The following is a 19,227-nucleotide window of genomic DNA, read 5'->3' as shown; positions in this document are numbered from 1 at the left end:
GCTCCCCCTCTGTCTAATGAATGTCGGCCCATACGAGGCATTTGTCGTCCTCGCTCTCTTCTCCCGGCGGATGGAGCAGCTCGTCCCAGGCTTTGCTCTTCAAGGACGGTTCCTGCTTCAACAGCGTTCCGATCCGCTCCATCGCGCTCTCCACGGCGGCCCCTGCCGATTCCAGCAGCCCGTCGGTATACAGCGCGATTCTCGCCCGCGAGTCGAATTTCAAAGCATGGGTATCCACTTCCAGCTCGGCGAACATGCCGACAGGATAGCCTGTCGACTCCAGCGTCACCATCCGGCCGTCCTCCATCATGACGATCCCCGGCGGGTGGCCCGCATTGGCATACTGGATCGTGCGCTCATTCGTATCCACGACGACATAGAGCGCCGTCATATAATACAGCATCAGATTCCCGTTCATATGAAGCTGGTGGAACTTCGTGTTCAACCGCTTCAGCACCATGTCCGGCTGCTCGGTCTGCACCACCGCGTCCCTCAGGACCGAGGCGATGAACATGCACAGCAGCGCGGAGGAGACGCCATGCCCCATCATGTCGATAATCATGATGCCGTAGCGGCCTTCCCCCAGCTTGAACCAGGCGTACAGATCTCCAGCCAGCTCCTCGGACGTCTGGTAGAGGGCGTCTATCGTAATCCGCTCATCGGAGAGCGGCTCCGTCAGCACCGAGGTCTGCACCCGGGCGGCGAGCCGCAGCTCCTCCCGGATATGGCGGTCGCGTTCCTTATGCCAGTCCTTCTCCTGCTTCAAGCGAAGGGCCAGCCGGATGCGGGCGAGCAGCTCGATGCGGTTAATCGGCTTCGTCACGTAGTCCGCCGCTCCCGCGTCCAGCGCCTCGGCCAGCATATACGAATCGCCGATCGCCGTCACGATAATGATCGGAATATCGCGCAGCTCCGAATACTGCTGAATGGTCCGGCACGCCTCCAGCCCGTCAATCTCGGGCATCATCATATCCAGCAAAATGAGATCAATGTCCGGCACATAGAGCGGACCTACCGGTCCTTCCAGGCCGAGCACCTCGTACATTTCCCGCGCCGAAGAGGCGGACTGCACTCCCGTATAGCCCGCCTTGCGAAGGATCTCCCGAATCAGCATGACATTGGTCGGATTATCGTCGACAACAAGTACGTTCAACATCCTTCTCCTCCCCTCAATCGACAGCATTCCACTGCCCGAACACTTACACTCTCTACCTTCCAATATAACGGAAACGCGGCTGCTTTCGCACCCCTTTTTATGGCATAGGATCCAACGGTATTCCCGCTCAGATCGGAAAAGCCGGCTAACGTAACCGTTAGTCCGGCTGGATAACTAGCTTCGTTGCCTCCAGAGCTGCCATGCGCGTATTCCAAGATCGACCCAGGCCTTCCAATCGTCCCCGCCCTTCTTCGCCGGCGCTCCCGGTTGCGGGCGCTCCGCGGCGGCAGCCGCGAGCGGCAGCGCGGAAGCGGCGCTTGCTCCGGGCGCTCCGTCCTGCATCGGAGAAGGGGCTTGTCCGACTGGAGCCGGGCTGTCCGCATAAGAGCCGCCCGTGTTCGCCGGCTGGCTTCCCGGTGCCGGCCCGTCCTGGCGCTTCTTCTCGAAGCGGCTCGCCGCTTTGCGGACGCCGCTTACGAAGCCGACCGAGATTTGCTTCGCGGCCAGCGTCAATTCATTCAAGGCTTCTCCGGCATTCTGGACCGAATCGGCCACAGGCTCAATCTTCTTCAATTGTCCCTGCAATTCCTCGGTCATGTGATTGGCATTCCGCGCGATCGCCTGCAGATCCCCGCTCAGCATCTGTACGGTCTGCTGCACATCCTCCAGCGTTCTTGACGCCTTGTCGAGCGACTGCTTGGCCGACCGCAGCGTCTGAATCAGGAAGACGACCAATACGGCAAAGGCCAGCGCCGCGATCAGCGCACTGATTTCAACTAGCATAACATCTCCGCCTTTCTCTCTCTGTATAAATGTGAACCCAATCATCTATTTGCAAAACGGATGTGCATGTTGCCATGAAATCATCCATTTAGTACCCGTCAGGCCCGCTTGTGAAACAGTTATCTTTATTTGTTTCATTCCAATTGGAGACCGGTTATTCATCCTTAGCTTCACCGTGGATCCATCGGCCGGTGAGCGATCCATGCATTCATCAGACCCATTAACCAGCCAAAGGAGTGGAAACCGATGCTAAGATGGTCTGTCATCTTTTTAATTATCGCGATCATAGCCGGGATATTCGGGTTTTTCGGCATTGTGGAGGCCGCGGCATCCATTGCCAAAATCCTGTTCTTCCTGTTCCTGATTCTGTTCATCATCTCCCTGTTCACGGGACGAAGAACGCCATAGCCCTTGCAGCATTCAGCCGCATCTGCCCTGCAATGCAACAAAGGACGCCTTCCGACGAAGAAGGCGTCCTTTGTATTGTATCGCATTTGCGGGCAAAAAAGTGTGAAAGCTTGTTCATATTTTCCATGGGGATCATCCGCTATATGTCCTCGCGATGCGGCTGGCGCTCCTCATTGAACCGCTTCCGGTTCCATTGGCCGAGCCAGCGGGAGGACAGGACGCCCGCGGTCATCGAACCGTTCACGTTCAAGGCCGTCCGCCCCATGTCAATCAGCGGCTCGACGCTAATCAGGAGCCCCGCCAGCGCGACCGGCAAGTTCATCGAGGACAGCACGATCAGCGCGGCGAAGGTCGCTCCTCCCCCGACCCCGGCGACGCCGAATGAGCTGATGGCCACGACCGCAACCAATTGGAGCAGAAATCCAAGGTTGTACGGATCGATGCCCGCGCTCGGGGCGATCATGACGGCCAGCATCGCCGGATAGATGCCGGCGCAGCCGTTCTGCCCCATCGAGGCGCCGAACGAGGCGCTGAAGTTGGCGAAGCTCTCCGGCACGCCGAGCCGATTGACCTGCATCTCGACGTTGATCGGAATCGAGCCTGCGCTGGTGCGGGAGGTGAACGCGAAGACGAGCGCCGGCAGCGCGCCGGTCACGTACCGGAGCGGCGAGATGCCGGACAGCGCCATGAGCAGCAGATGCAGACAGAACATGATGACGATCGCCACATATGAAGCGATGACGAATTTCCCCAGCTTCCATATTTCCGAGGGCGCCGTCGTGGCGACCACGACGGCCATCAGCGTCAGGACGCCATAAGGGGTCAGCCTCAGCACCAGCGTTACCATCCGCATGACGACGGCATGCAGCGCGTCGATGAGGGTCATGAAAGCGGCCCCTGTGTCCGGCTTCTTGCGCATCACGCCAAGCGCGGCAACGCCGACGAAGGCCGCGAAGATGACGACGGCGATCGTCGAGGTCCGCCGCTCTCCCGTCATATCAAGGAACGGATTGGCCGGAATGAATTCAATAATTTGCTGCGGCAGCGTCATCTCGCTGACTTCCCCCAGCTTGCTGTCCAAATAATTGCCGCGCTCAATCTCCTCCTTGCCCGCTTCAATCTCGAACGAGGACAACTGAAAGACGAGGGCCGTGACGATGCCGACAACGGCAGCCACGGCGGTCGTGCCGATCAAGATGCCGATGATGGAGGCGCTCATCTTGCCTACCCCCGCCTTGGCCTTCACATGAATGATGGCGGAGATGATCGATACGATAATGAGCGGCATGATGACCATTTGCAGCAGCCGCACATAGCCGACGCCGACGATCTCGAACCAGTCGGCCGCCTGCTCCACAATGGCGCTGTTCGGGCCATGAAGCGACTGCAGCACTGCCCCGTATACAATTCCGAGACCAAGACCCGCGAATACCCGCTTCGTAAAAGATACATGCTTGCGCTGCATGCGGTACAGCAGCGCCACCAGGCCGAGCATAATGATGGCGTGAATCGCTACCCACCATCCGACTGTCATCTCTGCATCACTCCTCTGTCCTGGTTCAAAATGGCTGGAGCAGCCTATTGCCGGTTCCCTGCGTTTTTATTACTGCCCAATTCGGGAACAGTTATCCAGCGGAGGCAAGCGATACATTCGATGGACGGTCTTCATTGGATGGCGCGCGGGCGTTGTTACTTGGTCAAGGACAGCCCCAGCTTCATTACCCAGCCGTCGGCATGGAAATCGAACTTTTTGACCTTCACCCAATCTGGCAGCTCCGCCGCGATCGGGAATTCCATCGGCTTCAGGTTCAGCCAGGACTCCGGAATCTCCCAGCCCTTCATGCGCACCGACTGCGGAACCGCGCGCACGCTCTGCTGCTCCGGGTTCCATTCCATCTCATAGCGGATGTTCGCCTCGGCCCGGATGCCCGGGAACGGCTCCATCTGCACCTGCGCCTCCAGGCCGCCCGGCTGCAGATGAATCCGCATGCCGTCCAGCTTCCACAATTTCATGTACGATCGATACGGCTCCGTCTTCTGCATCCCTTGCACCGCCAGCGCATTGATCTCGTCCTCATTCAACTGCAGGGACAAGGAACGGTTCTTCACCATCTGCTCCAGCTTGCCGAGGATCGATACCTCGACATGGCCCGGCCACCCAATCTTCTCCGCCGGCCGAATATAGAATATGAAAGCAACGCTTGCGATAATCACGAATAAGATCAGGAAGGCAATCGTTCTCCCCAGCCATTTCCATCCTTTTTTCATGCAATCTCCTCCCTCTCCTTCTATTTAACCAGCGGGAAGGCCCTGTTTCAAATCGAATTGCCCACGGTTACATAGTGTACAAGCAAGTATGAGATAGACGGCGTCACGTATATCTCATCGCTGTAAACCATACCATTGTATAACCATGAGAGAGGAGAATTCAATGATGAAGAAATTATCGGCAGTGTTGGCATTGACTGCAGCCCTAAGCGCCTTCTCGGCTGCGGCGGCGTGGGCCGCGGATTCAGAGGGACACGCGGTTCCAGGCACGGTCGGGAAGCCGACGAAGCAAATCGATCTCGATGAGTCCGTCCCGTTCTATACGTTTCCGGGCGGGAAGCGGATGGGGGCGCTAGGGCCCCAGATCGTCAATATTGAAGAGTCGGTCGTGGATCTAGACAACCGGACCTGGCACAGAGCATTGACCTGGATCGGATACGGCTACTTCAAGGATCCGAACGCTTCCTACAAGTCGATCGATCTGCCCGACAAAACGGCCTTCTACGATAAAATAAACGGCGAGCGGCTGGGAGTGCTCAGCCGCCAGACCGTAAACGTGATCAATGAACAGATCGACGACTCCGGGTTCGTCTGGTATCAGCTTCATACGTACAAGGGCAAGGCCTGGGTCATATCCCCAAGCCAGGAGAAGCAGAAGGCAAAGCTGGAGAAGAAGACTGCGCTGTATGACCAAGTCAACGGCCGCAAGGTAGGCGCGCTCTCCCCGCAGACGGTGAACGTGTCAGAGGTTCGCTACGACGGGACTAACCAGCGCTGGGGCAAGGTGTTCACCTGGAAAGGCGACTTGTGGATCAAGTGGTAACAATACATAGGAGGCGATGCCATTCGAGCATCGCCTCTTGTTCTTGGAAGCGGGCAGCCTACGGCAGCAGCGGCCCGCAGCATTGCTTGAACTTGCGTCCGCTGCCGCATACGCAAGGTTGATTGCGGCCGGGCAGCGGGCGGCCGCTCCCCCGGAGCCGCAGCAGCTCCTGCAGGCGGATCTTCCGGCCAAGCGTGGCGATGCGCTCTCCCGCATGCGCATACAGCATCCGGTAGCTCTCGCAGAAATAGTCGGTATGGCCTTCCCAAAAGCCGTCCCGGCCGATCCGGTTGCGCGGGCAGCCGCCATGGCAGTAGCGCCAATATTCGCATGCGCCGCAAGCATCCGGCACCTCCTGCTTCATCTGATGGAATTGCTGCCAGTTCGAATGGCAGGACAAGGAGGCCAGCCGGTCGGTGCCGACATTGCCGAGCCGGTAGCGGTCGTGCAGGAAGAAGTCGCACGGGTAGGCGTCCCCGTTCGGCTCCAGCACGAGCGCCGAGGGGCAGGATTCGCGATGAGTGCACATCTCCGGCTCCAGGCCCAATTCGGCCTGAAGGACGTTGTCGAACATCCGGACGGAGAAGATCGGCTCCCCGCCGTTGTACCATTTATCGAAAGCTTCGCATAGAAATTGTCCGTACTGCTCCGGCGTGATCGTATAGAGGCCGGGCGCGTCGACGTTCTGAGATCGGAAATCCATGCACGGTATGAACTGGATATGCGTAAACCGCTCCGCCGAGAAGAAATCTATCAGCGCGGCCGCCTCGCCCACATTGTCCTCGTGGATGACGGTCAAAATATTATAATCCACGCCTGCCTGACGCAAATGATCGATTCCGCGCATGACGGCTTGATAGGAGCCGGCTCCCGATCCGGTGACGCGGTGCTTGTCGTGTATCGGCTGCGGACCATCCAGACTGACCCCGATCAAGAAGGCATATCGCTTGAAAAAGGCCGCCCATTCCGCATCGAGCAGGGTGCCGTTCGTCTGCAGCGCGTTGCTGATCACCGTGCGCGGCGGCGCATGGGCCGCCTGCAGCCGGACGACCTGCTCGAAGAAGGGCTTGCCCGCGAGCAGCGGTTCCCCTCCTTGCCAGGCAAAGGAGGCCACCCCCTGCGATTGCTCCATCCATTGGCGGATGAACGTGTCCAGCACATCCTCGTCAATCCGCTGAATCGTATGGCCAGGCCGGCCCTGGCAGGAACTGTAGTAACAGTAATCACATGCGAGATTGCAATCCTCGGATACGGTCTTCCACATGACACCAGTGAATGGATGGCGGGCGATGTCTCTCACGTCAGCGTTCATATCCCGTGCCCCCTTACTCTGTAGATGCGGCCGGCGTCACCGGCTGTCGCATCTACAATATCCTTATTTTTCAACGATTCGCTAGGAACAAGGTCATATGCCGGCGGGTGCATACGGCCCTCATCGCCATGTCGCCCGTGCTTCATCAATGCAATTCGGGGGATCGGTCAAAAATTCTGCGAATCTGGGCGATCACCCAGACGAGCGATACGATGATCATCATGTCGAAGCTGACGTTGAACAGGAACAAATGCTTGCCCAAATCCGCCTCGCCGTCCCCCACCAGCGGCACCGCCACCGCGATAATGGCAACGAAGCCGATGACCAGCGCCGCATCGACCACATGCTTCCCATAGCGTCTGCGAGTATATTCCCTGAGCGCGACACCTATATATAGAAGGAAAAAAACGAGATTAAAAGCGAAGCGCTGCGGGAGCAAGTCCTTCTTCGTCTCGCTCCAGACGCTGTATGTATACGACAGGGCGCCCCGAGGCTTGCCGGCCTCTTGCTCATAGTTGCCCAGATAGTACGGCCGAATCATCGCGGCTTGAGATGAAGCGGCCTCCAGCTTATCGATCATCCGCCCGGGATGGCGGATATAGTAGGCGGCCACATCGGCATGCCCGAGCCGGGAATAGACATGCTCCGTCAATTCCGGATCGTCCTGCCGGATCGGCACATCCTTCTGGAAGTAATTCGTCCCGGCGAGCACGGCGAACTTCTCCGGGATGCCCAACTCTGCCAGATCTCGCTTCACATGAGGCGAATCCTTCAATATTCCGTAAAATATCGTCTGGTACAGGTTGATCTGCTTCAGCCCCTGCGGCGCATAGGCATACACCAATGCGGACACGGCCAGTATCGAGGCCGAACCGGCAATGACCGTGCTCCTCCAGCTCCGCTCCGGGCGCTTGCGGTATAGCCGGAAGGCGAAGAGGATGAAGACGAGGCCAATCGGCGCATTCTGCAGCTTGGATGCGGATAGAATCAGGACGGAGACGAAGAACAGAACAAGCCAGCCGATGGAAGGCTTGCGCCGCGATGCCAGCACGAAGGACGTTCCGGATCCGAGAAGCAGGAAGATGAGGGAGACCGGCTCGCCGAAAAAAGATTGAAAATACGCCACATAGGCAATATCGAAGAAGATAAACAGCAGGCAGAGCGCGACGGTCAACTGCAGCCAGCGCTGTCCGGAACAGGCGTGCCGGACAATAAGGAACAGCGCCGCCAGCAGCAGGGCGGCATAGATCGCCCCCATCGCCTCCAGCGGAAACGAAGCGGAACTCCATGCCCGCCCGAGCAGCCCGGCCAGGAAGACGAACAGCGCTTGGGATGACCAATAGTTCACGGAGAAGGGGCCGTATTCATAGTGCGAGTGGCTGTAGCCGAAATATTTTTGTTCATAGGTGAACTTGTCGCTCAGCGGGGCAATGCCGCCGCTGCCCACAATCCGTTCGAAGTCGCCATTGTTCGCGACCCCGATGAACGGGGGGATGAACAGAATGACGACGAGAATAAGCGCGCCTATTCCCATCGCTCCCCACGTTACCCAGTCTTTCTGCTTCATGCATGAATCACTCTCCCGTGTGGAAATCGCTATGCTTGCTTGCTATTTGACGCCGGCTTCGATAGGCGGGGTATCGTCGTCCCCGCCGCTTGGCCGGGCGAACGTGACGGCCCGGTGAAGCCGGAACGAGGCAACGGTATAGACCGCCGCTTCCCCCAATACGGCCGCATACGGCTCCCAGGGCGAGGCCCAAGCGGGCAGCAGGAGGGCCGCCAGGGCAGACATGGCCGGATGCAGCGCCTGGTACGCCAGTCCGTAGCAGAGCAAGGCGATGGCGATGAACCGGATCAAGCTTGGCAGCCATTGCCCCCGGTAGCGGAACGTATAGCGCCGGTTCAGAATGTAGCTCACCCCGGCGCCGACCGAGTTGCCCGCGAATGTCGCGTGAAAATGGCTCCAGCCGGCATACAGCAGCACATACACCGTCCCGAGCCCGACCAGCGTGTTCACGGCCCCGACGGCGGCATAGCGGCCGAACAGACGGGCGCCGCCCCGCACGGCCAGCTTCGCGCCGCTCACTCCGCCCACCCCGTTCCATACGCCCGGACCGGCTGCTCGATGACCGGCTTGTCCGCCAGCACCTGCTCAATGATGTAAGGCGGACGCCGCTTGACCTCGGAATAGATCTTGCCGATGTATTCCCCGACCACCCCCAGGCCCAGCAATTGGACGCTGCCGACGAACCAGACGGACAGCATCAGAGAAGTCCATCCGGATACGGTCTGTCCCAACAGCTTGGACAGGAGGGCATAGAGGCCCGCCAGCGCGCTTGCGCCCAGGCTGACGAAGCCAAGCGCGGTAACGACCCGCATCGGCTTCATGCTGAAGGACGTAATGCCGTCCCAGGCAAACGACAGCATTTTGCGGAGCGGATACTTGGTCTCGCCCGCAGCCCGCTCCATCCTCCGGTAAGGAACGACGGAAGACGGGAAGCCGATGAGCGGCACGATGCCGCGCAGGAACAGATTGGACTCCGGGAACTGGCTCAGGTAGTCGAGAACGCGGCGGCTCATCAGCCGGTAATCGGCATGATTGTAGACAAGCGGAATGCCCATCCGCCGCATCAGCTTATAGAAAAATTCGGCGCTCCACCGCTTGAAATACGTATCGTTATCCCGGTTGTCCCTTACGCCGTAAACAATATCGCAGCCGTCGCGGAACTGCTCGACGAATTGCCTCACGACGGCGACATCGTCCTGCAGATCGGCGTCAAGGGAGACGACGCAATCGGCAAAATTTTTGGCATACATCAGCCCGGCGAGCAGCGCCTTCTGATGTCCGGCATTGCGGGACAGCTTCAATCCGGCAATCCAGTGATTCCGTTCCCGTTCCTGCACGATGGTCAGCCAGGTCGCGTCTCTGCTGCCGTCATCGACCAGCAATATCCGGCTCTCGGCGGAGATGACGCAGTCCTGAACCAAGCGGGACAGCACGCCGGTCAAGGTCTGCATCGTGAGGGGAAGCACCGCCTCTTCGTTATAGCAAGGAACAACCATATACAAAATCGGTGTCATCTCCATAACAGCTTCCTTCAGAGAAGGAATTCAATTCCTCCTTATTATACAAACATTTTCCATTATATTCTATAACATGAAATCCTTTTTTCAAAATTTAGGGATTTATGTCGTGAATTCGGGCTTTTTCGGATCGCATTGTCGGGGAATAAAGCGAATCATGTCAAGGATCTGTAAGCGCTTTAAGTTTCTCTTTTCTTTTTTTCTGGACTCGTACTATAATTGAAAAAAATGCCTCTGACACATACAGGTTTTTGTTTTCGGCATCAAAAGTTAAATCGCTTATATTTTCATCCATGACCGCAATTGCCTGCTTCGCCTGATGTACGGCTCTGCCTGATTTTCAGACTTGCATGATTACCTGATTTGTCTGAGTTGCTTGACTTGCCCCTTTCCTCACGAGCCCAGATGGCTTTCCTCATACCTAATTCTGCAATCATGAACTTACCCCCATCGGCATAGCTTAAAGTGAAATCGATTTAATTTTCTTGCATGAAAATTGAGTCGCTTCAACTTTATAACTTGAAAGGAGTCGTATCGCATTGCGAAAGTCAGTAAAATGGTTTCTCTGCCTTACCCTGCTTCTCGGCTCAGTTCAGACCCTGTGGGTCATGTCCGAGAAGACGGCGTCTGCCGCCGCAGTCAATCGTCCGTTCCCGCAGCACCAATCGTACGCGTCAGGGGTCATTAAGCCGAATAACGTGAGCCAGAGCCAGATGGACAACGAAGTGAAGCGGCTGTACAACGAATGGAAGGCCCGATACTTAAAGAAAAACCCGTATGTCAGCAATCAATATTTCGTTCACTACAACTTAAACGGCGAATCCGATGATGACTATCCAAATGCCGTCACCACCAGCGAAGCGAACGGATACGGCATGCTCATTACCGCCTATATGGCGGGGCATGACGCCAATGCCAAAACCTATTTCGACGGATTATACCGCTTCTACAAGGCGCACCCGAGCGAGATTAACCCGAAGCTGATGGCCTGGCAGCAGATCGATAACGGCTCCGCCATCGTCAATAATACGGAAGCCGGCTCGGATGCCGCCACCGATGGCGACATGGATATGGCCTATGCGCTCCTGTTGGCCGACAAGCAGTGGGGCAGCTCCAGCGGCATCAATTACCGCGCGGAAGCGGTCAACCTGATCAATGCCATCATGCAAAGCGAGGTCAACCAGAAATCGTGGCATTTGAAGCTCGGGGACTGGGCTTCCGATTCGGACTCGAAGTGGGGCAAAGGAACGCGTCCGTCCGACTTTATGCTCAACCATCTCCGCGTCTTCAAGGCAGCGACCGGAGATTCGCGTTGGGACAATGTCCTGAATCGGACCTATACGATCATTCAGCAGCTGTTCTCCGGCTATTCAGGCTCAACCGGGCTGATGCCGGATTTCGCGACCAAAGAATCCAGCGGCTATAAACCCGCCGTCGGAACCTACCTGGAAACGCCGAATGACGGCAACTACTATTACAACTCCTGCCGGACGCCGTGGAGAATCGCGACCGACTACATCTTGACGGGCGATACCCGCGCGAAGGCGCAGCTCACGAAGCTGAATAGCTGGATCAAGAGCAGCACCGGCAGCAAACCGGCGAACATCCGCGCGGGATATAAGCTGAACGGCAGCCCGCTCGTCTCATACTACGATCTTCCGTTCTCAACTCCGTTCGCCGTCAGCGCCATGATCGATTCCAGCAATCAGGAATGGCTCAATTCCTTATGGAGCAACACGACCTCGAAGTCGACCAACGGCGACACCTACTTCGGCAACAGCATCCGCCTGCTCAGCCTTATCGTCGTCTCCGGCAACTGGTGGACGCCGTAACTTAAACGCATCTTCTGGGGGCTGTCCCATGAAGTAGTTTTTAGCTGCAGGGAGACAGCCCTCCTTCTTCTCATAGTTCGATTTGCCGAACTTTCTTCTCACAGCTCGCATTGCTGAATAAACTGCCAAAATGCAGTTTTTCCTTGTGACGTTTACTCCGTTACAGGGGTTCCTGCAAAACTCAGGCTGTTGGAAAACCCCTGTTTTTTACGAAGTAATATCATTGTAATATCATTTTGCTGGGAAAAAGTGGTGTTTGGTGAGAGAGAATGGAGGGGGGATGGGGTCTTTGCTTTACCCCACCCTTCTGGCGAGATGTGTGGCTATCTTTTTTATGTTCTGTGCAGTGGCTGTCATTAGCACTTGCTCCTGCACCTTGTCTCTTCCCCGAAACCGGCAATAGCGAAGTCCATGGAGCACTTTGGCATCCGCGAAACTTCGCTCAATGGTTTGGGCGCGTAGGGCATAAACGGCTTTTCCGCTCTCACTCTGGAAGTTTTGAACTACTTTCTCTTTGTGTTCTTCCCAGATATGCCGTTGTATGGTGCGTTGTTTATTTTTGTTCTCGTTACACTTGCTCAATAATGGACAGGCAGCGCATTGTTTGGGATCGGATTTATAATCTCTGAATCCTTTTCGTGTTGTGGTGCGGTACGTGAGTTCTTGCTGGTTTGGACAGATAAAAACATTCTTTTCTGCATCATAATGAAATTTCTCTTTGGGAAATACACCGTGTTCACGGGTCGAACGCTCTGGAATAACTGCCGTGATGTTTAATTTGTTCGTACGGTAACAAACATAGGCCGTCATGTAACCAGAGTCGAGTGCAACGGCCTCCAGCGACTTTTCCCAGCCAAACTTCTCTATTTGATGTAGTAGACGATCCACATAAACAACCGAATCATTCACATTTCCAGGCGTAACGTAGCAGTCCGTAATCACGTTGTATTTATGATCTACGGTGCGGTGATCTAAATAATGAAACCCTTCCGGTTTTCCATCCCGATTCAGGTTTCCGCTATCCGGATCTGTTAAGCTAACTTTTTGTTCCTTGGTTTCGGCCTCCTCTTTGGGAGGCAGTGGCTTTTTTCCAAAAGCGACCCGATCCTCATTCACGGCTTGCTCCAGCTCTTGGAGATATTCATAAGGCGTACAAGTGACTTCTCGTTTCTCGTACCGTCCGTTATTGGCATTTGCCTTGATATGCGTGGAGTCGGTAAAGAGCAGCCGCCCTCCCACCATGTTGTGCTGAATCGCCTGCTGAACGATATTATCGAAGATATCTTGGAAGACGGTAGTATCCTTAAACCGATTTTTCCGGTTCCAGCTAAAGATCGAATGGTCAGGCGCTTTGCCGGAAAGCCCGAGCCGTAAGAACCACCGAAAAGCCAGGGAATCGTTGACGACTCGCTCCAGTTCTCGCTCTGAGCGAATGTTATACAAGTAGCCGATCAGCAGCATTTTAAAGAACACAATGGGATCCACAGATGGTCGGCCGTTCGACTCGCTGTAGTAAGGACGCACAAGGTCCAAAATAAAGGTAAAATCAATATGTTTATCGATATGACGAAGCAAGTGATCAGGGGCAACCATATGCTCAAGACAAACCAGTTCATAGTCCAGTTGTGGGTTGGGATCATTCGTGTAAAGCATACAAACACCGCGCTTTCCATGGATTATGATAAGAACATTATACCAAATTAACGCGGTGAATGGGTAATTAACATAGACTTTCTCAACACTCTGAAAACTGCAGGAATTTTAGCCATGATAATGGATTTTAATTGAAAATTAGCAAAATTAATGTACTTACGCAGGAATTTCATCAAATAGCGTCTCAAATTACGAAAAATCCTGCGCTTTTGCAGGATTTCACTGCCGCCTCTCTCTTCCGCCGCTTGGCCCGCCGCCGTCTTTTAAGTACCTATATTCCCTGTTGCCCGTCTTACCCTGCGAGTTGCCCGTCTTCCCCTGCGACTGAGTATGGGACAGTCCCTTGTTGTTGTACGGGGCGGAGTCAATGTTCGGGCAAAGCCAAGGGTGCAGTTGCATGCTGCAGTCTTTCTCTTCTTAGGCCTTAGGCACAATATCCCATCGACTCAGCGCCGGGTGCAGGCGCTGTTTTCTTCTTTATATCCACTCTCGCATTCGTTCAGAAGCGGCCGAGGCGAATCCTGATTCTTTTCTAACTATATAAATGGGCATCTAGAGCTCCTCTTCCCCCGTGCCGCAACACTGCCATCGTGTCGGCGGGACAGGCATTCCTCGCTGCCTATACATACTTGCTGCTATACATACTTGCTGCCTATACATACTTACTGTCTATACTTAGAAGTGTCATCATTCCGAGGTGTTCCCCCCTGTCTGAACCGATGGGATAGTGAAGCTAAGAGCGGGAGAAGGTACATCCTTTCCAAAATAGAGCGGCCTTAGAGCAGGTAAGTGCAAGTAACAGGCAACTCAAAAAACCGCCCGCTGCTCGCTTCCGCAAGCAACAGGCGGTTATCATCTGTTGATTCCACTCGTTCTACCCTTTATTCACAAAATTCTGTTATCAGCTTGAACAGCAAGCTGCTCGAGAGCAGCGCGAAGCATCCGCTCGCCTGTCTGGCGATCTGCTGATGCTCTAGCGTGTATCCCATGCAATCGAGCACGATGATTCCGGCCCCGGCAGCTCTCAGATCCTGTGCGGCGGCCGCAAGCTGTTCCCGCGTCGCCGTGTAGGGAGAAGCGGCTGCCGTCGTAATCGAGGCGCCGAACGCGCCCCATTTCTGGCGCATTTCCTCCGCTTGCTCCGCCAGCGGAATGATCAAGCCAATCTGCGTCCCGCCAGCCAGGTTCGCAATCGCGGGCGTCAGTATCCGTTCCGGTTCAATCAATAAGGCTCGTTCAGCGGCAAGATGACGGAAGGCGCCGGTGCAGAGCAGAATGATCACTTGGCAGCCCTGCCGTTCGCACTCGTCAATCAAGCGCTGCATTGCTGTTTCCGTTTTGGCCGCGGACAAGACGACGGCTTGACCGTCGGTCAGCCGTGTCGTCAGGACGAATTCGCCCTCCTGCGGGCCAAGCTCGCGCTCGATCTCCGCCGGCGCCATGCCATCGAGCACGCCAAGCTGGATAACATCCGCACAAGGCGCCAGCCAGCGCTCAATCAATGGCTGCACATCCGTTCGCGGCGCTTGTCCTATCGTAATGAGACCTATTTTGACGCGTTGCCGGCTGCCGCTTCGTTCCATCCCGGCTGCCTCCTTTCTCTCTTGCGGCGGGGCATTAAGCAAAACGTTGCATGATCATACAGGGTCTAAGATTGCACCGTTTTTCCCAACGTCTGCAGCGCATTCATCGGCCCATACAGGTTAAGCATATGCTCGAACTCTTCCTTATTATAGAAGGAACAGACTTCATTCGTGAATTCCTTGGCGACCTCCACCGCGAAGCGCGCGGCGAGCGCGATATCGACTTCATGACTTGCTCCCGTCCCGCAGCCGGGCACGGTCGATTGCGCGGTAATCGCGACGCCGACGACCGGCGCGGCGGTCGTGACGCAAGGCTGCAGGATGCTGTTAATATGATACAGCCCGTTGCCATACGGCGTAATGTCCTGCGTCGTCACCGGGAACGTGACCGGAAGCTGTCCGGTCGTCATCTCCATGATGCGAAGCAGATCATCGCTGACGCGCAGGATATAGCCTTCCTTCACCGTCGGGGAAATGGCGATTCCTTTATGATTGATGACGCGGTTGCCTTTCGTCGTGTCGATGGACAAGACCGCTTCCATCTCGTCCAGCACCTCGTATTCGTTCATCGTCGCAATATCAACGGGCGAATCCATGAAATCGACCGGCTCATGCGGCAAGGTAGGCGCGTCCGGGCAAATGTGGGTCGTAATGTATACATCCCCTTTTAGCCGGTCGCCCTTCACGCTCATGTCGGCGAGCTTCAATGCGGCCGACAGCGCCGCAATCGCGCCGTCGCCGTCGGAGACGAGCCCGATGCGCTGCGGCCGGGCGCCCAAGCCGCCTAACCGGCCGACGATGCCGAAGCTCGGCGCTTGTCCGCCCCCGCGCTTGCCTTCCGTCCCCGGGATAAGGATGCGGATGAAATCCGTAAATCCCTTCTCGCCATGAACCCGCTGCACGCTTACGTCGGCCAGCGGATAAGGCTTGAACAGCTCCTTCACCGCCTCGCCGGATGTAAATGCATTGTCTACCGCTTCATAGATTCGCAACGTTTGCAGTAAAGCCATGATTTTCTCTCCTTTTCCGCTCGATGTCATAGTTGTCGATATCATCATAGTTACGTTGCAGCGCAACCTGTCAGCCTCTCTGCCGGCCTGCCTTAGACGGGCCTGCCTTAGATATGGTGGCAGGCCACCCAATGCCCTTCATCCGCCTCCCGCCATTCCGGCTGGACGGTGCGGCAGCGCTCCGACGCAATCGGGCAGCGAAGGTGGAAGGCGCAGCCTTGCGGCGGATTTTTGGCGCTCGGCACTTCGCCGGACAAGACGATGCGCTCCTTCTTCGCCTTCGGGTTCGGCACGGGCACCGCCGACATCAGCGCCTTCGTATAAGGATGGAGCGGATTTGCATACAGCTTGCCCTTAGGCGCCAGCTCGACCATTTTGCCGAGATACATGACGCCGACCCGCGTGCACAGGAACTTGACGACCGATAAATCATGAGAAATGAACATATAGGTCAGCTTCTCTTGCTCCTGTAAATCCTGCATCAGGTTGAGCACCTGCGACTGAATCGAGACGTCCAGCGCCGAGACCGGCTCGTCGCAGACGATGAACTTCGGGTTGAGCGCCAGGGCGCGGGCGATGCCGACGCGCTGCCGCTGGCCGCCCGAGAATTCATGCGGAAAACGGTTCGCTTGAAATGCCGACAGCCCTACCCGCTCCATCAGTTCCTGCACCCGCCGCTTACGCTCCGAGGACCGGATCGGCAGATGGGTCTGCAGCGGCTCCTCCAGGATGCGCTGCACGGTCCAGCGCGGATTCAGCGACGCGTACGGATCCTGGAAGATCATGCTCATCTCGGGGCGAAGCTGGCGCAGCTCCTTCGGAGAGAGCGCCATAATGTTGCGTCCCTGGAACCAGATTTCGCCTTCCGTCGGTTCAATCAGGCGCAAGACGGAGCGGCCCGTCGTCGACTTGCCGCAGCCGGATTCGCCGACGATGCCGAAGGTCTCGCCTTCATAGATATCGAAGTTCAAGCCATCCACCGATTTCACGGAGCCGACCTGCTTATTGAGGAGACCTTTGCGAATCGGATAATGCTTTTTCAGATTGCGCACTTGCAGCAATGCCGTCATCGCGCCACCCCCTTCTCGACGAGCAGACAGCGGCAACGGTGCCCCCCGCCCAAGTCCGTCAGCGCGGGCTGCGCCTGATCGCACGCTTCCGTCCGGTATTTGCAGCGCGGGGCGAAGCGGCAGCCCGGCGGCATCTGCAGCGGACTCGGCACCGTGCCGGGAATCGACTCCAGCCGCTCCTGCTCCCCGGCGAGCTGCGGCAGCGAGGCCAGCAGCCCCTGCGTATACGGATGCTGCGGCGATTCGAAGAGCGTGTCCACATCCGCCTCCTCCACGACCTGCCCCGCGTACATGACGACGACGCGGTGGCACATCTCGGCGACGACCCCGAGGTCGTGGGTAATGAGCAGGATGGACGTCTTCTCTTCCTCCTGCAGCTGCCGCATCAAATCCAAAATTTGCGCTTGAATGGTCACGTCCAGCGCCGTCGTCGGCTCATCCGCAATCAGCACCTCCGGATTGCAGGACATCGCCATCGCGATCATGACCCGCTGGCGCATCCCGCCCGAGAGCTGGTGCGGATACTCCTGCGCCACCGAATCGGGATGCGGAATGCCGACCTTGCGCAGCATGTCGACGGCATGCCGCATCGCTTCCTTGCGCTTCAGCTTCTTATGAAGCTGGATAGCCTCGGCCAGTTGATCGCCGATCCGGAACACCGGATTGAGCGAGGTCATCGGCTCCTGGAAGATCATCGCGATCCGGTTGCCGCGAATGGACCTCATTTGCTTTTCCGGGACTTGCAGCAGGTCGTTCCCATGGAACTGAATGCGTCCGCCCTTCACCCGGCCAATCTTCTTAGGGAGAAGACCCATGATGGACAGGGAGGTGACGCTTTTGCCGCAGCCCGATTCGCCGACAACGCCGAGCGTCTCGCCTTGGTGCACATGGAAGCTTACGCCGTCCACCGCCTTGAAGACGCCCCCGTTCGTAACAAACTCCGTTTCCAGCTGTTCGACTGCCAGCACCGGTTCCATCTTACTCACCACCCAAGTAGCTGAGCGCCGTCAGCGTGTACACCTTGGCCGCGTCCACCACGTCCTGCACCGGCGCCTTCTCATTGAAGCCGTGAATGGTGGACAGATCGGCAGGGCCGTATTGCAGCACCGGAATGCCGGCGCGGCGGAAATGCCGCGCATCGCTGGAAGCCCATTGCAGGACGCCGTAGCCTTCTTCCTGCTTCACGTCGCAAATATGCTGCACGAGCTCCTCCACGATCGGATCCGTCGGCGGCGTCCAGTTGGCCCGCCCCTGGAAGCCTTCCGGATGAAGCTCCGTCTCGATGCCGATCTCGGACAGCAGCCGCTTCGCCTCGGCCAGCACCTGAGCCGGCTCGACTCCGAACGGAAGGCGGGTATCGACGCTGACCGTGCAGCGGTCAGGCACGACGTTCGTCTTCGTTCCGCCCTCGATCAGGCCGACATTGACCGACACGCGATCGATAATAGCGGAGAAATCGGCATTTTCTTTTTCCGCGATATAGCGCTTCGTCACTTCGATAATATCCTTCACTTCCTCCGGCAGCTCCACCGGATAATGATGCAGCTGCTGCAGCGCCTGAACGGCTGCGGCCGCCTTCATAATCGCATTGTCGCCGAGGATAGGCGACAGGCTGCCGTGACCCGGCGTGCCTGTCACCGTGAAGTTGAACCAGCAGCTTCCCTTCTGCCCGATGGTCGGATGCAGCGGATGCGACGGCTCGGCGATGACCGCCGCCGTGCCGTGGATCAGCTTCCGCTCGAACACCCACGGCACGCCGAGATGGCCGCCGGTCTCCTCATCCGGCACGATCAGCAGCGACAGTCTGCCTTTGAGCGGAACATTCAGCTCCTTCAGCAGCTTGACGCTGAAGATGAGCCCGGCCAAGCCGCATTTCATGTCGCTGGCTCCGCGTCCCAGCACATAGCCGTCCCGCACTTCGCCGGAGAACGGGTCGAAGTCCCAGCGGGAGCGGTCGCCTGCCGGCACGACATCGGTATGGCCGCAATAGATCAAATGACGTTCCGACGCGGACTCATCGCCGATCGCCGCAATCAGATTGAGCATGTTATCCCCGGCGTCATACACCTTCGTCTCGATGCCGACCTCGGCCAAGTAGTCGATAATGAATTGGCTGATGTCACGCGAGTCTCCAGGCGGATTTTCCGTCGGGAATTGAATCAGCTTCGAGCACAAGCCCAGCAATTCGTCCTGGCGCTGCTCCACTTCGTCTATCCAGCGTTGCTTCCATTCGTTCACCGTAATC

18 protein-coding genes are annotated in these 19,227 nt (G+C 56.9%); 3 read left to right on the top strand and 15 right to left on the bottom strand.

The features are described from left to right. Nucleotides 1-13: 13 nt before the first annotated feature. Both OCY70_RS01245 and OCY70_RS01240 read right to left on the bottom strand, forming a co-directional pair. Nucleotides 14-1,153, bottom strand: a complete 1,140-nt coding sequence (locus OCY70_RS01245) for a fused response regulator/phosphatase (RefSeq protein WP_261944643.1) — start codon at nucleotides 1,151-1,153, stop codon at nucleotides 14-16. 177 nt (nucleotides 1,154-1,330) lie between these two features. After that, on the bottom strand, nucleotides 1,331-1,939 hold the full coding sequence (locus OCY70_RS01240) for a DUF948 domain-containing protein (RefSeq protein ID WP_213428090.1): 609 nt from the start codon (nucleotides 1,937-1,939) through the stop codon (nucleotides 1,331-1,333). Nucleotides 1,940-2,185: 246 nt separating this feature from the next. Between OCY70_RS01240 and OCY70_RS01235 the strand changes: the two genes are divergently transcribed. After that, entirely contained in the window at nucleotides 2,186-2,347 is a 162-nt protein-coding gene (locus OCY70_RS01235; RefSeq protein ID WP_006677150.1) for a DUF1328 family protein, read from the top strand. A 139-nt stretch (nucleotides 2,348-2,486) separates the two neighbouring features. Here the strand turns inward: OCY70_RS01235 and OCY70_RS01230 are convergent, their stop codons facing one another. Beyond that, nucleotides 2,487-3,881, bottom strand: a complete 1,395-nt coding sequence (locus OCY70_RS01230; RefSeq protein WP_213428091.1) for an L-cystine transporter — start codon at nucleotides 3,879-3,881, stop codon at nucleotides 2,487-2,489. A 155-nt stretch (nucleotides 3,882-4,036) separates the two neighbouring features. Then, nucleotides 4,037-4,615: a hypothetical protein gene (locus OCY70_RS01225; protein WP_213428092.1), complete on the bottom strand. Its 579-nt coding sequence runs from the start codon at nucleotides 4,613-4,615 to the stop codon at nucleotides 4,037-4,039. A gap of 163 nt (nucleotides 4,616-4,778) precedes the next feature. Here OCY70_RS01225 and OCY70_RS01220 point away from each other — a divergent pair, with 163 nt between their 5' ends. Continuing rightward, complete coding sequence (locus OCY70_RS01220) at nucleotides 4,779-5,438, top strand: hypothetical protein (RefSeq protein WP_249725030.1); 660 nt, start codon at nucleotides 4,779-4,781, stop codon at nucleotides 5,436-5,438. A 58-nt stretch (nucleotides 5,439-5,496) separates the two neighbouring features. Here OCY70_RS01220 and OCY70_RS01215 read toward each other — a convergent pair whose 3' ends face one another. The 5 genes from OCY70_RS01215 to OCY70_RS01195 form a co-directional block, all read right to left on the bottom strand. After that, complete coding sequence (locus OCY70_RS01215; RefSeq protein ID WP_261944514.1) at nucleotides 5,497-6,750, bottom strand: anaerobic sulfatase maturase; 1,254 nt, start codon at nucleotides 6,748-6,750, stop codon at nucleotides 5,497-5,499. Between the two features lie 145 nt (nucleotides 6,751-6,895). After that, entirely contained in the window at nucleotides 6,896-8,317 is a 1,422-nt protein-coding gene (gene wsfD / locus OCY70_RS01210; RefSeq protein ID WP_213428094.1) for a glycan biosynthesis hexose transferase WsfD, read from the bottom strand. 42 nt (nucleotides 8,318-8,359) lie between these two features. Further along, nucleotides 8,360-8,836 (bottom strand): GtrA family protein, encoded by a 477-nt coding sequence (locus OCY70_RS01205; protein WP_213428095.1) that lies wholly within the window; start codon nucleotides 8,834-8,836, stop codon nucleotides 8,360-8,362. Continuing rightward, nucleotides 8,833-9,837, bottom strand: a complete 1,005-nt coding sequence (locus OCY70_RS01200; protein ID WP_373871450.1) for a glycosyltransferase family 2 protein — start codon at nucleotides 9,835-9,837, stop codon at nucleotides 8,833-8,835. Before OCY70_RS01200 ends, OCY70_RS01205 begins: the two co-directional genes overlap by 4 nt. Before the next feature lie 157 nt (nucleotides 9,838-9,994). Then, a complete protein-coding gene (locus OCY70_RS01195; protein WP_261944513.1) occupies nucleotides 9,995-10,129 on the bottom strand; it encodes a hypothetical protein in 135 nt (44 codons plus the stop codon). 244 nt (nucleotides 10,130-10,373) lie between these two features. Between OCY70_RS01195 and OCY70_RS01190 the strand changes: the two genes are divergently transcribed. Further along, nucleotides 10,374-11,666 carry a glycosyl hydrolase family 8 gene (locus tag OCY70_RS01190; RefSeq protein WP_213428097.1) on the top strand — a complete coding sequence of 431 codons (1,293 nt, stop codon included), beginning with the start codon at nucleotides 10,374-10,376 and terminating at the stop codon, nucleotides 11,664-11,666. Between the two features lie 294 nt (nucleotides 11,667-11,960). Here OCY70_RS01190 and OCY70_RS01185 read toward each other — a convergent pair whose 3' ends face one another. The 6 genes from OCY70_RS01185 to OCY70_RS01160 form a co-directional block, all read right to left on the bottom strand. Continuing rightward, the gene (locus tag OCY70_RS01185) at nucleotides 11,961-13,319 is read right to left on the bottom strand and encodes an IS1182 family transposase (RefSeq protein WP_261944512.1); all 1,359 of its coding nucleotides are present in this window, start codon (nucleotides 13,317-13,319) and stop codon (nucleotides 11,961-11,963) included. Between the two features lie 881 nt (nucleotides 13,320-14,200). Beyond that, complete coding sequence (locus tag OCY70_RS01180; protein ID WP_213428026.1) at nucleotides 14,201-14,902, bottom strand: AroM family protein; 702 nt, start codon at nucleotides 14,900-14,902, stop codon at nucleotides 14,201-14,203. A 65-nt stretch (nucleotides 14,903-14,967) separates the two neighbouring features. Beyond that, nucleotides 14,968-15,912: a DUF1177 domain-containing protein gene (locus OCY70_RS01175; protein ID WP_213428027.1), complete on the bottom strand. Its 945-nt coding sequence runs from the start codon at nucleotides 15,910-15,912 to the stop codon at nucleotides 14,968-14,970. 107 nt (nucleotides 15,913-16,019) lie between these two features. Beyond that, nucleotides 16,020-16,982, bottom strand: a complete 963-nt coding sequence (locus tag OCY70_RS01170) for an ABC transporter ATP-binding protein (RefSeq protein ID WP_213428028.1) — start codon at nucleotides 16,980-16,982, stop codon at nucleotides 16,020-16,022. Further along, complete coding sequence (locus tag OCY70_RS01165; RefSeq protein ID WP_213428029.1) at nucleotides 16,979-17,959, bottom strand: ABC transporter ATP-binding protein; 981 nt, start codon at nucleotides 17,957-17,959, stop codon at nucleotides 16,979-16,981. The genes OCY70_RS01170 and OCY70_RS01165 overlap by 4 nt, the downstream gene beginning before the upstream one ends. A gap of 1 nt (nucleotide 17,960) precedes the next feature. Continuing rightward, complete coding sequence (locus OCY70_RS01160; RefSeq protein WP_213428030.1) at nucleotides 17,961-19,220, bottom strand: M20 family metallopeptidase; 1,260 nt, start codon at nucleotides 19,218-19,220, stop codon at nucleotides 17,961-17,963. Nucleotides 19,221-19,227: the final 7 nt, after the last annotated feature.

Origin of the sequence: Paenibacillus melissococcoides (genome assembly GCA_944800085.1) — a bacterium.
Classification (GTDB): domain Bacteria; phylum Bacillota; class Bacilli; order Paenibacillales; family Paenibacillaceae; genus Paenibacillus_B; species Paenibacillus_B melissococcoides.
This window is presented reverse-complemented; position numbering and strand designations above follow the sequence as displayed.